The organism is Streptomyces sp. PKA51 (assembly GCF_057552455.1).
On sequence record NZ_BAAJPZ010000001.1, the window covers coordinates 257252 to 269906 of the forward strand.

Annotated in this window: 14 protein-coding genes; 4 read left to right on the plus strand and 10 right to left on the minus strand. The window is 75.4% G+C overall.

Annotation, left to right across the window (positions count from 1 at the left end; all coding sequences use genetic code 11):
* Positions 1 to 181: 181 nt before the first annotated feature.
* On the minus strand, positions 182 to 574 hold the full coding sequence (locus AC27L3_RS00885; protein WP_487232002.1) for a DUF4345 domain-containing protein: 393 nt from the start codon (positions 572 to 574) through the stop codon (positions 182 to 184).
* A gap of 88 nt (positions 575 to 662) precedes the next feature.
* Between AC27L3_RS00885 and AC27L3_RS00890 the strand changes: the two genes are divergently transcribed.
* Positions 663 to 1250: a TetR/AcrR family transcriptional regulator gene (locus AC27L3_RS00890; RefSeq protein ID WP_487232003.1), complete on the plus strand. Its 588-nt coding sequence runs from the start codon at positions 663 to 665 to the stop codon at positions 1248 to 1250.
* 10 nt (positions 1251 to 1260) lie between these two features.
* On the opposite strand, the gene AC27L3_RS00895 is transcribed toward AC27L3_RS00890, so the two are convergent.
* The 3 genes from AC27L3_RS00895 to AC27L3_RS00905 form a co-directional block, all read right to left on the minus strand.
* Positions 1261 to 3264 (minus strand): APC family permease, encoded by a 2004-nt coding sequence (locus AC27L3_RS00895; RefSeq protein WP_487232293.1) that lies wholly within the window; start codon positions 3262 to 3264, stop codon positions 1261 to 1263.
* Positions 3265 to 3364: 100 nt separating this feature from the next.
* Positions 3365 to 3868 (minus strand): nitroreductase family deazaflavin-dependent oxidoreductase, encoded by a 504-nt coding sequence (locus AC27L3_RS00900; RefSeq protein ID WP_487232004.1) that lies wholly within the window; start codon positions 3866 to 3868, stop codon positions 3365 to 3367.
* Positions 3865 to 5367, minus strand: a complete 1503-nt coding sequence (locus AC27L3_RS00905; RefSeq protein WP_487232005.1) for a GMC family oxidoreductase — start codon at positions 5365 to 5367, stop codon at positions 3865 to 3867. Before AC27L3_RS00905 ends, AC27L3_RS00900 begins: the two co-directional genes overlap by 4 nt.
* Positions 5368 to 5427: 60 nt before the next feature.
* On the opposite strand from AC27L3_RS00905, the gene AC27L3_RS00910 reads away from it, so the two are divergent.
* On the plus strand, positions 5428 to 6783 hold the full coding sequence (locus tag AC27L3_RS00910) for a cytochrome P450 (protein WP_487232006.1): 1356 nt from the start codon (positions 5428 to 5430) through the stop codon (positions 6781 to 6783).
* On the opposite strand, the gene AC27L3_RS00915 is transcribed toward AC27L3_RS00910, so the two are convergent.
* The gene (locus AC27L3_RS00915; protein ID WP_487232007.1) at positions 6770 to 7372 is read right to left on the minus strand and encodes a phosphatase PAP2 family protein; all 603 of its coding nucleotides are present in this window, start codon (positions 7370 to 7372) and stop codon (positions 6770 to 6772) included. The two genes, AC27L3_RS00910 and AC27L3_RS00915, sit on opposite strands and share 14 nt — an antisense overlap.
* Before the next feature lie 126 nt (positions 7373 to 7498).
* Between AC27L3_RS00915 and uppS the strand changes: the two genes are divergently transcribed.
* Entirely contained in the window at positions 7499 to 8323 is an 825-nt protein-coding gene (uppS, locus tag AC27L3_RS00920) for a polyprenyl diphosphate synthase (RefSeq protein WP_487232008.1), read from the plus strand.
* 12 nt (positions 8324 to 8335) lie between these two features.
* Here the strand turns inward: uppS and AC27L3_RS00925 are convergent, their stop codons facing one another.
* The 3 genes from AC27L3_RS00925 to AC27L3_RS00935 are packed head-to-tail and all read right to left on the minus strand — an operon-like array spanning position 8336 to position 9743.
* Positions 8336 to 8833 (minus strand): hypothetical protein, encoded by a 498-nt coding sequence (locus tag AC27L3_RS00925; RefSeq protein WP_487232009.1) that lies wholly within the window; start codon positions 8831 to 8833, stop codon positions 8336 to 8338.
* A complete protein-coding gene (locus AC27L3_RS00930) occupies positions 8830 to 9210 on the minus strand; it encodes a DUF6114 domain-containing protein (protein WP_487232010.1) in 381 nt (126 codons plus the stop codon). Before AC27L3_RS00930 ends, AC27L3_RS00925 begins: the two co-directional genes overlap by 4 nt.
* Positions 9201 to 9743, minus strand: a complete 543-nt coding sequence (locus AC27L3_RS00935) for a DUF6230 family protein (protein WP_487232011.1) — start codon at positions 9741 to 9743, stop codon at positions 9201 to 9203. The genes AC27L3_RS00930 and AC27L3_RS00935 overlap by 10 nt, the downstream gene beginning before the upstream one ends.
* 272 nt (positions 9744 to 10015) lie before the next feature.
* Here AC27L3_RS00935 and AC27L3_RS00940 point away from each other — a divergent pair, with 272 nt between their 5' ends.
* On the plus strand, positions 10016 to 10885 hold the full coding sequence (locus AC27L3_RS00940; RefSeq protein ID WP_487232012.1) for a universal stress protein: 870 nt from the start codon (positions 10016 to 10018) through the stop codon (positions 10883 to 10885).
* Between the two features lie 42 nt (positions 10886 to 10927).
* On the opposite strand, the gene AC27L3_RS00945 is transcribed toward AC27L3_RS00940, so the two are convergent.
* Both AC27L3_RS00945 and AC27L3_RS00950 read right to left on the minus strand, forming a co-directional pair.
* Positions 10928 to 11839 (minus strand): universal stress protein, encoded by a 912-nt coding sequence (locus tag AC27L3_RS00945; protein ID WP_487232013.1) that lies wholly within the window; start codon positions 11837 to 11839, stop codon positions 10928 to 10930.
* Between the two features lie 42 nt (positions 11840 to 11881).
* Positions 11882 to 12601 (minus strand): TetR/AcrR family transcriptional regulator, encoded by a 720-nt coding sequence (locus AC27L3_RS00950; protein WP_487232014.1) that lies wholly within the window; start codon positions 12599 to 12601, stop codon positions 11882 to 11884.
* Positions 12602 to 12655 lie beyond the last annotated feature (54 nt).

Genomic DNA, 12655 nt, shown 5'->3' on the forward strand with positions numbered 1-12655 from the left:
GCCGCCCGGGGCCGGGGCACTGGTGCCTGTCCGGCGGATCGTGCAGCGCCCCGTAGGGGCGCGGGGAACTGCGCGACAAGCCACGACGCGCCTGCAGGCAGGGTGCCGTGCTTCGCCCGGGTCTCGGGGTGGTGCGTCGGCTGCGGGCCGTCGGTGGCTGATCGCGCAGTTCCCCGCGCCCCTACGGGGCGCGCGTCGTGCCTCGCGACGAAGCGGTGGTCAGCCACAGGAACAGCGGCGGCAGGAGGAGTTCCGTGCCGGTGAGGACCACCTGGAACCAGTGCGGTGGTCCGTGGGAGAGGAGGGACAGCAGCCGGCCGGCGCCGCCGAGCAGCATCAGGCCCGCCAGCCACCGGACGGCCCGGGCCGGGATCGGCTCGCGCCGGGCGACGTGGATCCAGGCGAGGCCGTACCCCATGAAGATCGCGCCGTAGAAGCGTTCCCGGCTGTCGACGGTCGCACCGGCAAGACCCTCTCCGGGCACGGAGCCGACCCCGGTGACGAGGTGCACGGCGCCGATCGCCGTGCAGGCGGCGCCCATGACGAGCAGGAGCCATCTGAGCAGTCCGGTCACGACCGGCCCCCCTTTAGTAGACACGTATCTACTAGCCTGGGCACGAACGTACGACACCGTCCGAACAGGCGTCAACTAGCCTGTGAGCGTGACCACTCGGCGCAGACTGACCCCCGCCGCGCGCCGCCACCAGCTGCTGACGGTGGCGGCGGAACTGTTCGCGGCCCGGCCGTACGACGACGTCCTCATGGAGGACGTGGCCCAGCGGGCCGCCGTCTCCCGGGCCCTGCTCTACCGCCACTTCCCGAGCAAGCGCGACCTCTTCGCGGCGGTCTACCGGCAGGCCGCCGACCGGCTCCTGGACTCCACGCCGATCGACCGGTCCCTGCCCCTGATCCCCCAGGTGCGCGCGGGGCTCGATGCCCACATCGACTACTTCGCCGACAACCGTCACACCGTGCTCGCCGCGAACCGCACGCTCGCGGGCGACCCCGTCATCCAGGCCGTCGTCCTCGGCGAGATGACCGTGCTCCGCGAACGCCTGGCCGGCGCGGCCGCCTTCGACGCGGTGCCCCCCGAGCTGATGTCGGCCGTCCTGATGAGCTGGCTGGCCTTCGTCCGCGCCCTGTGCGTGGAATGGCTCACCCGGCCGATGTGCTCCCGCGACGCCTTGCGCGAGACGTGCCTGGGCGCCCTGACGGGCGCACTGGGCCCCCTTGGCGGCCCCTGCCCGTGAGCGGGCGGGCCTACTGCCGCTCGCGGTCGTGGTGGGCGAACGGATGATGGTGCTGGTGGAGGGGCAGCGGCTCGCCACGGCGGATCGCGCCCGGGGCGCGGCGGGCGGGGTGGTCGGCCCGGCGGGAGGAGCTCAGCTGCCAGGGGACGCTGGTGACCATCACGCCGGGGGTGAACAGCAGCCGGCTCTTGAGCCACAGTGCGGACTGGTTGTGCAGGAAGTGCTCCCACCAGTGGCCCACCACGTACTCGGGAATGAAGACCCCCACCACGTCCCGGGGGCCCTCGCGCCGGATGGAGCGCACGTACTCCACGACGGGCCGGGTGATCTCCCGGTACGGGGAGGCGAGCACCTTCAGCGGGACGTCGGTGTCCAGGGTCGTCCACTGCCCCTGCAGGTCCTTGGTCTCCTCCCGGTCCACCGAGACGGTCAGCGCCTCCAGGTGGTCCGGGTGCAGGGCCCTGGCATAGGCCAGGGCCCGCAGCGTCGGCTTGTGGATCGTGGAGACCAGGATGATCGCCACCACCCGCGTGGGGCGCACGAGTTCGTCCCGCGCATCGCCGACGGCCAGTTCGGCGGCGACTGCGTCGTAGTGCCGGCGGATGCCGCGCATCGTCGTCCACAGCACGGCCGCGGCCACGACGGCCAGCCATGCGCCCTGCACGAACTTGGTGGCCAGCACGATCACCAGCACCAGGCCCGTGACGACGGCGCCGGTGGCGTTGATGACCCGCGCCGTCAGCCCCCGCCGCCGCACGGCCGTATCGCCCTCCTCGCGCAGCTCACGGTTCCAGTGCCGGACCATGCCCGCCTGGGAGAGCGTGAAGGAGGTGAAGACGCCCAGGATGTAGAGGTGGATGAGGCTGGTGACATCCGCCTTGTAGAACCACAACAGCAGCACGGCGGCCAGCGCCAGGGCGATGATGCCGTTGGAGAACGCCAGCCGGTCGCCGCGGTTGTGCAACTGGCGGGGCAGGTAGCGGTGCTGGGCGAGGATCGAGGCCAGCAGGGGGAAGCCGTTGAAGGCGGTGTTCGCGGCCAGGATCAGCACCAGGGCGGTGGCCGCCTGGACGAAGTAGAAGCCGGCGCTGTGCTCGCCCCCGAAGATCGCCGCGGCCAGCTGGGCGATGACCGTGCGCTGGGTGTACGCGCCGCAGTCGCCCGGCAGGCCGGTCAGCCGGCAGGAGTCGTCGGTGATGTGCACCTTCGTCAGCAGCGCCAGGGCCGTCACGCCCACGAACATGGTCACCGCGATGGCGCCCATGACGCTCATCGTGGTGGCCGCGTTCCTCGACTTGGGCTTGCGGAACGCCGGCACGCCGTTGGAGATCGCCTCCACGCCCGTCAGGGCCGTACAGCCGCTGGAGAACGCGCGCAGGCACAGCATGACCAGCGCGAAGCCGGCCAGCCCCGCGTCGCGCGGATCGGGCGCGATGCCGAAGCCGGCGCTCTCCGCGACGGGGGCGTGCCCCAGCGCCCAGCGGACCAGCCCCGTGCCGACCATGACCAGTACCCCGGTGATGAACAGGTACGTCGGCGCGGCGAAGGCCTGGCCGGACTCCCGTACGCCCCGCAGGTTCACCCCCGTCAGCAGGGCCACGAAGCCCACCGCCATCACCACCCGGAAGTCCGCCAGCTGCGGCACCGCCGAGATGATGTTGTCCACGCCCGAGGCGACGGAGACCGCCACCGTCATCACGTAGTCGACCAGCAGCGACGCCGCGACCACCAGGCCGGCCGAGGGGCCCAGGTTCCGCGAGACCACCTCGTAGGAGCCGCCACCGCTCGGATAGGCGTGCACCACCTGGCGGTACGACAGCACCACCACCGTCATCAGCGCCACGACCGCCGCGGCGATCCAGGGCGTGAAGTGCAGGTACGCCATGCCGCCCAGGGTCAGCACGAGCAGGATCTCCTGGGTGGCGTACGCCACCGACGACAGCGGGTCGGAGGCGAAGATCGGCAGCGCCAGCCGCTTGGGCAGCAGCGTCTCGCCCAGCTCCTCACTGCGCATCGCCCGGCCGATGGCCAGCCGCTTCACGAGCCCCGTCAGGTTGATCACGAGGCCGAGCCTAGGTCGTACGGTCCGTATGTACGGTGATTTGCCCCCGTGCTCAGCGCGTCAGCGGCCGCAACCGGAACACCCGTACGCCCCGGCCCGCGGCCCGGGCCGCATACACGTCGTACACCGGCAGCACCGCGAGGATCCGGGCGCGCTCCGCGCGCTGCGCCGCGGGCGGGAGCAGCTGGGCGCGCACCGGGTGGGCCACGCCGCGCCAGGTGACCGTGGCGCACGGGGTGCGCAGCAGGTTGGTGCTCCAGTGCGGGTGGCGGGGGCGGCCGAAGTTGGTCGCCGCGACCAGCCAGCCGCCGTCGGGGCAGCGGTACGCGCACAGGGGCACCGCATGCGGCCGGCCGCTGCGGTGCCCGGTGGTGGTGAGCACGACGGTCGGCAGGAGGAGCCGGCTGGGCAGCAGCCGGCCGCCCGTCAGCCGGTGCACCGCCCGGTCCAGGCGCGGCAGCACGTGCGGCGCGAGCAGCAGGAACGCACGGGTGGTCCCGGCCCGGGCGAGGAAGGGGTGCACGGGCCGGTCGCCGCCGCTCCCGCGGCCGCTCATGCGCCCGGCCAGGCGGAGAAGGCGCGCTCGGCCAGGGCGGTGACGGTCAGCGCCGGGTTGCAGCCGAGGCCGGTCGGGACGGCCGAGGCGTCGACGACGTGCAGCGTCGGGTGGCCGTGCACCCGGTGGCCCGGATCGGCGACGGACGTGCGCGGATCGGTGCCGAGCGGGCAGCCGCCCGTCAGGTGCGCGGTGAAGGGCACACCGAGCAGGCGGCTGCACCACAGACCGTAGGCACGGCCCCCGATGCGCCCGGCGAACGCCCGGGCGAGAGCGTCGGCGGCCGGCAGCCGGGCGGGCTCGCCGGGGCCCTCGTCCGGCACGAGGGACAGGCGCCCGTGCCGCAGCCGGCCGGTGAGCGAGGACGGCCGGTCCTCCATCGCCAGCAGCAGCGCCGTGCGCCGGCCGAAGCCCCGCACCGGCCAGTGGGCCAGGGCGCCCGGACCGGCCCCGGCCAGCGGGGACAACAGGGCGGACAACGGGTGGCCGGCGCCGCCCACCCGGCACAGCTGCACCACCGTCGCCGCATCGGCCCGCAGCTGCGAGCCGACGGCGACGCCGGGGCCGACGTCGAAGCCGCGCGCCGCGACGGCCAGGAGCACTTCGCGGTTGGTGCACGTCCGGGTGCCCAGCGCCGGCCCGAGGCCGGGCAGCGCACCGGCGGCACGGCAGCGCAGCAGCAGCTCGGGCGTCCCCCACGCACCGGCGGCCAGCACCACGTGGTCCGCGCACAGATCGCCGCCCCGGCGCTGAGGGAGGGCGCCGGTGGGAGTCGTGCGCACCCACCAGCCGCCGTCCGGGCGCGGGGCCAGCTCGGTCACGGTGGTCAGCGGCAGGACGCGGGCGCCCAGCCGCCCGGCCAGGTGCAGATAGTTCTTGACCAGGGTGTTCTTCGCCCCCACCCGGCAGCCCAGGACACAGCGCGCACAGCGGGTGCAGCCGGTGCGGCCGGGTCCCCGCCCGCCGAAGTAGGGGTCCGGCACCGGCCGGCCGGGGGAGTCGAGCACGATGCCCACCCGGGTGGGCCCGAAGGAGCCGCCCGCCCCCACGTCCCCGGCCACCTTGCGCAGCGCCGCCTCGGCCGCGCCGTCCGCGTCGGGCAGCGGTGCCGGGGCGGCGCCCAGCATGCGCTCGGCCACCGCGTAGTGCGGGGCCAGTTCGGCCGCCCAGTCCACCGCCGGGTCCCACCCGGCCCGGCGGAAGGCCGCCGCGGCGGGCCGGTGCAGCACCCCGGCGTACGCCAGCGAACCGCCGCCCACCCCCACACCCGTGAGCACCAGCAGGTTGCGCAGCACCCGCACCCGCAGGATGCCGCGCAGGCCGAGCCGGGGAGCCCACAGCAGGCGGTGCGCCTGCCAGGGGGAGGCGGCGAAGTCGGCGTCGGCGAAGCGGCGGCCGGCCTCCACCACCGTCACCCGGTAGCCCCGCTCCGCCAGGCGCAACGCGGCCACCGAACCGCCGAAACCGGAGCCCACCACGACGACGTCCCCGACCGTCATGACGGGTATGTACCCATGCGGCAGGGAAACTTCACGGATTCTCCTCTCTGGGGGTCGGCCATGGACGTCCCGACGGCTCGCGGAGCGCTGCCGCTCATCGGCCACGGCGCCGATCTGTGGTTCCGCCCCATGGACTTCATCGCCGGGATGAACGCGCTGGGCCCCCTCGTCCGCTTCCGCCCCGGCCTGCGCCCCTCCTACTTCGTCACCGACCCGGGGCTGCTGCACCAGGTCCTGGTCACCGGGGCCCGCGGCTTCGCCAAGGGCCGCCTGACGGACTCCGCCGGGCCGCAGATCGGCGTCAGCCTGGTGATGGACATGAGCTTCGAGGGCCTGACCCTCTTCGCCTCCCACCGCCGCCACCGCCGGGCGGTCCAGCCGGCCTTCCACCCCGAGCGGCTGGCCGCGCAGACGGGCCTGGTGGCGCACCTGACCCGCCGCCGGCTCGCCCACTGGCGGCCGGGGCAGCGGCTGCGGCTGGAGAAGGAGCTGCTGGCGTTGTCCAACGAGGTCAACGCGCTGGTTTTCTGCGGCGAACCGGGCGCCGCCGTGGCCGGCGCCCTCGCCGGCGTCCAACGCAACCTCCTCGCCGGCCTGTACTGGCGCTCGGTCGCCCCCCGCTGGACCGACTCCCTGCCCGTACCCGGCACCGGTGGCTTCCTGCGGGCACGCGACCGCCTGCGCATCGCCCTGCGCACCGCCCTGCACGCACGCCGCACCGACCCGCGGCGCGACGACGGCGACGTGCTGTCCGCCCTGGCCCGCGCCCGCTACGCCGACGACGGCAGCGGCCTGGACGACGAGCAGATCGTCCACGAGTTCGTCTTCTACCTCATCGCCGCCGCCCATGGCATCGGCGACATCCTGCCCTGGGTCTTCCACGAACTGGCCGCCCACCCGGACGTCGAGCGCCGGCTGCACGACGAGCTCGACACCGTCCTGGCCGGCCGGGACGTGACCGCCGAGCACCTGCCGCACCTGGTGTACACGCGCCGGGTGCTGTTCGAGGCGCTGCGGCTGTACCCGCCGGTGTGGCTGCTCGCACGCCGTGCCGTCGAAGCCGTCGACCTCGGGGGCGTCCCCCTGCCGGCGGGTACGGAAGTGGCCTTCAGCGCCTACGCCATGCACCGCCACCCGCGCCACCACACCGACCCGCTGCGCTTCGACCCCGACCGGTGGCTGCCCGAACGGGCGGCGTCGCTGCCCCGGTGCGCCTACGTGCCCTTCGGGGCCGGGCCCCGCAAATGCATCGGGGACCGGCTGTCCCTGCAGCAAATGCTGACCGTTGTGGCCACCATTGCCACCCGCTGGCGGCTGCGGGCCGTGGCCGGCTGCGCACCGCACCCCTCCGCGCGCATCTTCCTCTCCCCGCGCTCGGTCGAGATGCTCTGCGCACCGCGCGTCAGCCGGCGATGAGCAGCACCGCCACCGTCAGCCCCGCACCGAGCAGCCCACCGGCCCACACCTGTGCCGTCGTGTGCGCGCCCAGTCTGATCCGCGCCCAGCCGACGACGACCGGCAACGGCGTCAGGAGCGCGCACAGCGGATCCACGCGCAACGCCAGCAGGGCGACGCTGCCCGCGGCCGCGCACGTGTGCAGCGAGACCTTGCCGAAGCAGGTGCACACCACGAACGCCGCCCCGCCGGCCGGTGCCAGGGCGCCCGGCACCAGCACGTCCCGGGGCGCCCCCGCGCGCAGGCACAGCAGCCACACCACCGCGGCCGCCGCCGAGGCGCAGGCCAGCGGCAGCGGGCGCTCGGCGCGCCGGCTCACCTCGAGATCCGACCACCAGCCGCGCCGTACGCCCAGGGCCATCACCGCCACGCCCAGGGCGCCGCACACCGCGGCCGCCCCGCCCCACACCAGCGCGGCGCCACCGGGCGGGCCGGCGCGCCAGCTCACCGCGCAGCCGGCGGCCACCGGCAGCACGGGGGGCGAGAGGCAGCGTGCGGTGTGGCGGGCCAGCCGGTCGGCGGCACGAGGGGTGGATCGCGGCGAGGCCATGTCGGTCAACGAGCTTATCCAAGGCGGTAGGTGGTGATTTCATCTTTTCAGAGGGTTTGGCGTGTGGGTGGCGCCGGTACGACGCATGCTTCCCTCACGTGCGGGAGCGCGAGGTGAGGAGGCGCCGTGCCCCGTCGGGACATCCGAACCGTCCGGACCGCCAAGTGGCGGATATCCCTGGCCAGGTGGCTGCTGAAGGGGGGCCTGCCCCTGCCGCGGGACGTCGGCGTGCGGCCGGCCGTGGCGGCAGGGCACGGCCACCGGCCGCGCCACGTGGCCCTCATCATGGACGGCAATGGCCGCTGGGCGGCCCGGCGCGGCCTGCCGCGCACGAGCGGGCACGAGGCCGGGGTGCGCGCGCTGTCCTCGGTGCTCGACGGAGCCCTGGAGGAGGGGATCGAGCACCTGTCGTTGTTCTGCTTCTCCACCGAGAACTGGAACCGGCCCGAGGCCGAGATCGCCGCGCTGATGCGGCTCGCGGAGGAGGCCTTCGAGTCCTTCGGCGACTACGCGCACCGCGGAGTGCGCTTCCGGTGGCAGGGGACGCAGGCCCGGCTCTCGCCGGCCGTCGTCCGGGCGCTGCACGAGGTGGAGGAACGGACCTCGACGGGCCGGGCGATGACCGTGGCCTTCTGCTTCAACCACGGCGGCCGTGACGAGATCGTGCACACCGCGGCCGTGCTGGCCCGCTGTGCCGCCGCCGGGCGGCTGGACCCGGAGACCATCGACGAGCGGCTCTTCGCCCGGCACCTGCCGCTGCCCGACCTCCCCGACATCGACATGCTCATCCGCACCTCCGGCGAACAGCGCATCTCCAACTTCATGCTCTGGCGTGCCGCCTACGCGGAGCTCTTCTTCGTCGACACCCTGTGGCCCGACTTCACCGGCGACCAACTGCGCGCGCTCATCGCTGCGTTCACCCTCCGCAAACGCCGCTTCGGCACCGTCTGAGCCCTGCGGTGCTCACCCTGCCGTCGACAGCCCGGGCTCGCGTACCCGGCCGTCGCCGATGGCCACCCGGTCCGCGCCGAGGGTGACGTCGGTCAGCTCCAGCCCGGGGGCGGCCGCCGCGGGCAGGGGGAGGTCCGCGGCGGCGTGCACCGGAAGGACGCCCAGGAGGCAGGCGTCGATGCGGGTGAGGTCCACGTCGATGCCGCCCGACAGCCCGGCCCACGCGAACCGCGCCGTGGTCGGGTGGCCCGTCGTCCGGACGGTCACGACGGCATCGGTGAGCGTGGCGCGCTCCAGACGGCACCGCAGCACCGGATGCCCCCTGCCCGCGGCGCGGACACAGCCGACCGGGCCCGTCACCGCCCTGCGGGCCACCAGGGTGACCGGCGCGCCCGCGAAGTCGTCGGCGGAGGCAGCTTCGAATCCGGCAGCCGCATGCGGCGGCAGGGCCCGGAGGTCCGGGGCCGTGCAGACCAGCAGCGCACACAGCACGGCAGCGCCGACCCTCACCCCGCTTCCCGCTCGGGCGGCAGCCACGCGAACCCCCACACCCCGCCCGCCCCCGCGAGCAGGCTGCCCAGCAGCATCCCGCCGGCGTTGCAGGTGACCAGGGCGAGCAGGGCCAGGGCCAGCACGGTCAGCCCGACGGGCGTGTGCAGCCCCGGGTGCGTGGCCAGCATCACCGCGGCCACCAGCAGCGGCACGCTCGTGGACAGCCCGGCACCGGCCACCACGCCGGCGACCTGAACGGCCGCCGGGAAGCCCGTGAACGGCAGCCACAGCAGCTCCAGCGCGCCGAGCACGGCCAGCACCGCCGCACCCAGCGGCCGGCCGCGGCGCCAGGCCCCGAACCGCCGCCGCGCCGCCCCCGCCCCGGTCAGGAGCACTCGTGCCGGCCCGCCTCGATACCGACGTCCACGTCGCTCAGCCGGAAGGTGCCCGCCGTGGCCAGCCAGGAGGTGAACTCCGGCCGCTCCACCGTCACTCGGCGCGTACGGGCACCGACGCCGCCCTCGGGCAGCACGCCGACGCGCAGGCCCTCGAAGACGGTCTCGCGGCCGCGCACCCGGTCGGTGTTGACGACGATGCCGGTGGCCAGGACGGGCCGTATGCGCCCGGCGCTGCCGCGCAGCGTCACCGGCCCGAAGGGGGTGGGCACGAGCAGGCTGGCGCACAGGCCCTTGAGCCAGGCCCGGTCGGCGGTCACCACGCCGACCGGGTGCCGGGCGCCGCCGTGCTCCACGAGCATGTCGGTGCGCTCGCTGAAGCCCTCGCCCTCCAGCCGCTCGCCCGTCAGCTTGAACGCGCCGCCGGAGGCCGCGGCCGAGACCGCCAGCACCCCGTCGGCCGTGGCCGCGAGCAGCCCGCAGGCCGCGGCCAGCGCGACACCGCCCGCCACCGCCAGCCGCGTCCGGTTCACCCTGCGTCCGCGCGTCCTCCTCGCCCCCTGCACGCCCTGACCAACGGACGGGCGGCGGCCGCGGTGACGGCGGTCCGAGGGCGCCCGGGGGGCCGGCGGGGCCGTACGGAGCGCGGGGGAGCGCACGCGGCAGGCGCCGCGCCCACGGACGGGACGGACGACGCGCACGGTTCCCGCGGGACGGCCCCGGCCTGCGGCGCTCCCCGTCCGGCCGGATGATGGAAGCCGGGAAGGGAAGCGGACCCGCCGACGGAAGGGACCCGCGGATGCGCGTGAGCGGACCCGTGCTTGTCGACGTCACCCGCGCCGCCGTGAGCCCGCACGCCGTCGCCTGGGCGGCCGACGAGGCCGCCTGGCGCGGGCTGCCGCTGCACCTGGTGCACGCCCAGGAGTGGCCCACCGGCAAGCCGCCGCGCAGCGGGCCGGGACAGGAGCCGCCCTCGTGGGTCACGCACTTCCGGGCGACCGGCGAGGCCCTGCTGCAGGACGCCCTGGAGACGGCCCTCATGCGCCACCGGGAGCTGGAGCTCGTCCCCTCCCTGGTGGCCGGGCGGCGGGTGCACGTGCTGCGCGAGGCCGCCGAGTCGGCGGGGATGCTGGTGCTCGGCGCCCGCCGGTACACGGGGGTGGACACCCTCTTCACCCCGGGCGACAAGAGCGACGCCCTGATCGGCCACCTGGCCTGCCCGGTGGTCCTGGTGCCCGAGCCGGCCGCCGGGCTGCCCGCGGACGCGCCCGTCGTCGTCGGCGTGGACGGCTCGTCCGCCTCGGACCTCGCCGTCGCCCTCGCCTTCGAGGAGGCGGCCCTGGCCGGCACCGGGCTGGTCGCCGTCGACGTGCGCCGGCCGCGGGACGCGGAGCTGCCGGAGTTCCTCGACGCATCGCGGCTGGTGCTCTCCGAGGCGCTCGCCGGCCACTGCGCGCAGTACCCGGACGTGCAGGTCCGCCGCGAGGTCCTCACCGGGGACCCGGCCGGAATGCTCGCCTCCGCCGCCCGCCGCGCCCGTTGCCTGGTGGTCGGGGCGCGGGGCCGGGGCGGCTTCCGCGGCATGCTGGCCGGCTCCACCAGCCGCACCCTCGCCCACCGGACGGACTGCCCGCTGATCGTCGCACCCCCGCCGCAGGCCCCCGGGCACGGCTGAACCCCGGGGGTCACTGTCCCCCTCGTGGTCTTACTCGTGGTCTCACTCGTGCGGGACGACGGCGACCGGGCACGGTGCGTGGTGCAGCGCACGATGGCTGACCCGGCCCAGCTGCAGGCCGCGCAGGCCGTGCCGCCGGGTGGCCCCGACGACCAGCAGCGCGGCACCCGCCGACAGCCGCACCAGGGCCTTGTGCGCCGGCCCCTCGACGACCGTGCGCCGGGCGGTGACCCCGGGGTAGCGCTCCAGCGGGGCGCGCAGGGCGTCCTCCAGCAGGGCGGCGGCCTGCTCGGCGTAGGCCCGGGCGGCCTGGTCCAGCACGACGAGCGGGTCGGCCTGCTGCTGCGGGCTGCGCCAGGCCCGTACCGCCTCCACCTCGCAGCCGCGCAGCTGCGCCGCGGCCACGGCGAATTCCACGGCCGCCGGGGCCTCCTCCTCCCGGCCGACGCCCACCACGACGCGCCGGCCCTCGCCCCGGACGTTCTCCTCGATGCCGCGCACGACCACCACCGGGCAGTGGGCCCGGCCCGCCACCGACAGGCTCACCGAGCCCAGCAGCAGCTCCCGCACGGCACCCCGCCCGGAGGAGCCGGTGACCAGCAAGGAGGCCCGGCGCGACTCCTCCACCAGGGCGTCCACCGGCTCGGTCGGCACGACCTCGGTGTGCACGTCGAGCCCGGGGGCCGCCTGCCGGGCGCGCTGCCCGGCCGAGGCGGCGACGTGCTCGGCCAGCATCTGCTCGGGGAGCTCCTCCCCGCCGGCCGAGGGCAGCTGGGCCTCGTAGCGCTCGAACAGCGAGGCGCACACGATGCGCAGCGGCAGCCCGCGCCGGGCCGCCTCGGCGGCGGCCCAGTCCAGGGCGGGCAGGCTGCCGGGGGAGCCGTCCGCGCCCACGACCAGGGGTCGCTCCACCGCGTCCACCACCTCGTTGTCGTACCGGACGTCACCTTCCACGATGCCGTGCGGTGGGGCGGGTCCGCGATTCGGGCCCCGCGGCTACGCCCCGGGGGCGCCCAGGGCGGCCAGGACGTCGCGCAGGGCGTGCTCGAAGAGCGGTTCGGGGTCGGTGAGGGCGAAGTCGAGGTGGCCGAACACCTCGACGGCCACCGCGCCGTACACGCGGGCCCAGCAGGAGACGAAGACGTAGACGACCTCCAGGGGGACGGGCTCGCCGGCCAAGTGCTCGCGCACCTCCTCCAGTTGGACCGTCCACGCCGGATCCAGGTCCGCCGGCGGCGTGACGCCGCCACGGCGCCACAGCTGGACCATCAGCTCCAGGAGGATCGTGCCGAAGCGCCAGCTGGGGTCGTGCGCGGCCGACCCGGGCGCGGTGTCGGCGTCCGTGACCGGCTTGGCGAACAGCAGCCCGAATTCGCGGGGGTGGGCCAGCGCCCAGCGGCGCAGCTGCCGGCACACCTCGCGCAGCCGCCCGCCGGGGTCGTCGGCCGGCCGGCGCTCGCGGGCCTCGGCCAGCGAGGCCGCCAGCTCGTCGTACAGGCGCGAGACCAGGGCCTGGACGAGGTCCCGGTGGCCGGCGTAGTAGCGGTAGAGGGCGGGTGCGGTCATGCCCATCTCGCGGGCGATGGCCCGCAGCGTGACGGCGGAGGGCCCCTCCTCGACCAGGAGCCGGCGGCCGGTGTCCAGGATCTCGGTCAGGGCCTGTTCGCGGACGCGGTGGCGGCGTCCGCCGGCTGGGGTTCCCGATGTGCCCGGCACGAGGGTGCCCTCGCCTTCTCTTGACAAAGTGAACACCCGTAACTTTAGCTTGTG

Bases quoted from the DNA above. Each gene is read 5' to 3' on its own strand.
- AC27L3_RS00900 (WP_487232004.1), bottom strand. From the start codon at position 3,868: ATGAGCGGCCGCGGGAGCGGCGGCGACCGGCCCGTGCACCCCTTCCTC.
- AC27L3_RS00915 (WP_487232007.1), bottom strand. From the start codon at position 7,372: ATGGCCTCGCCGCGATCCACCCCTCGTGCCGCCGACCGGCTGGCCCGC.
- AC27L3_RS00910 (WP_487232006.1), top strand. From the start codon at position 5,428: ATGGACGTCCCGACGGCTCGCGGAGCGCTGCCGCTCATCGGCCACGGC.
- AC27L3_RS00905 (WP_487232005.1), bottom strand. From the start codon at position 5,367: ATGACGGTCGGGGACGTCGTCGTGGTGGGCTCCGGTTTCGGCGGTTCG.
- AC27L3_RS00895 (WP_487232293.1), bottom strand. From the start codon at position 3,264: ATGCGCAGTGAGGAGCTGGGCGAGACGCTGCTGCCCAAGCGGCTGGCG.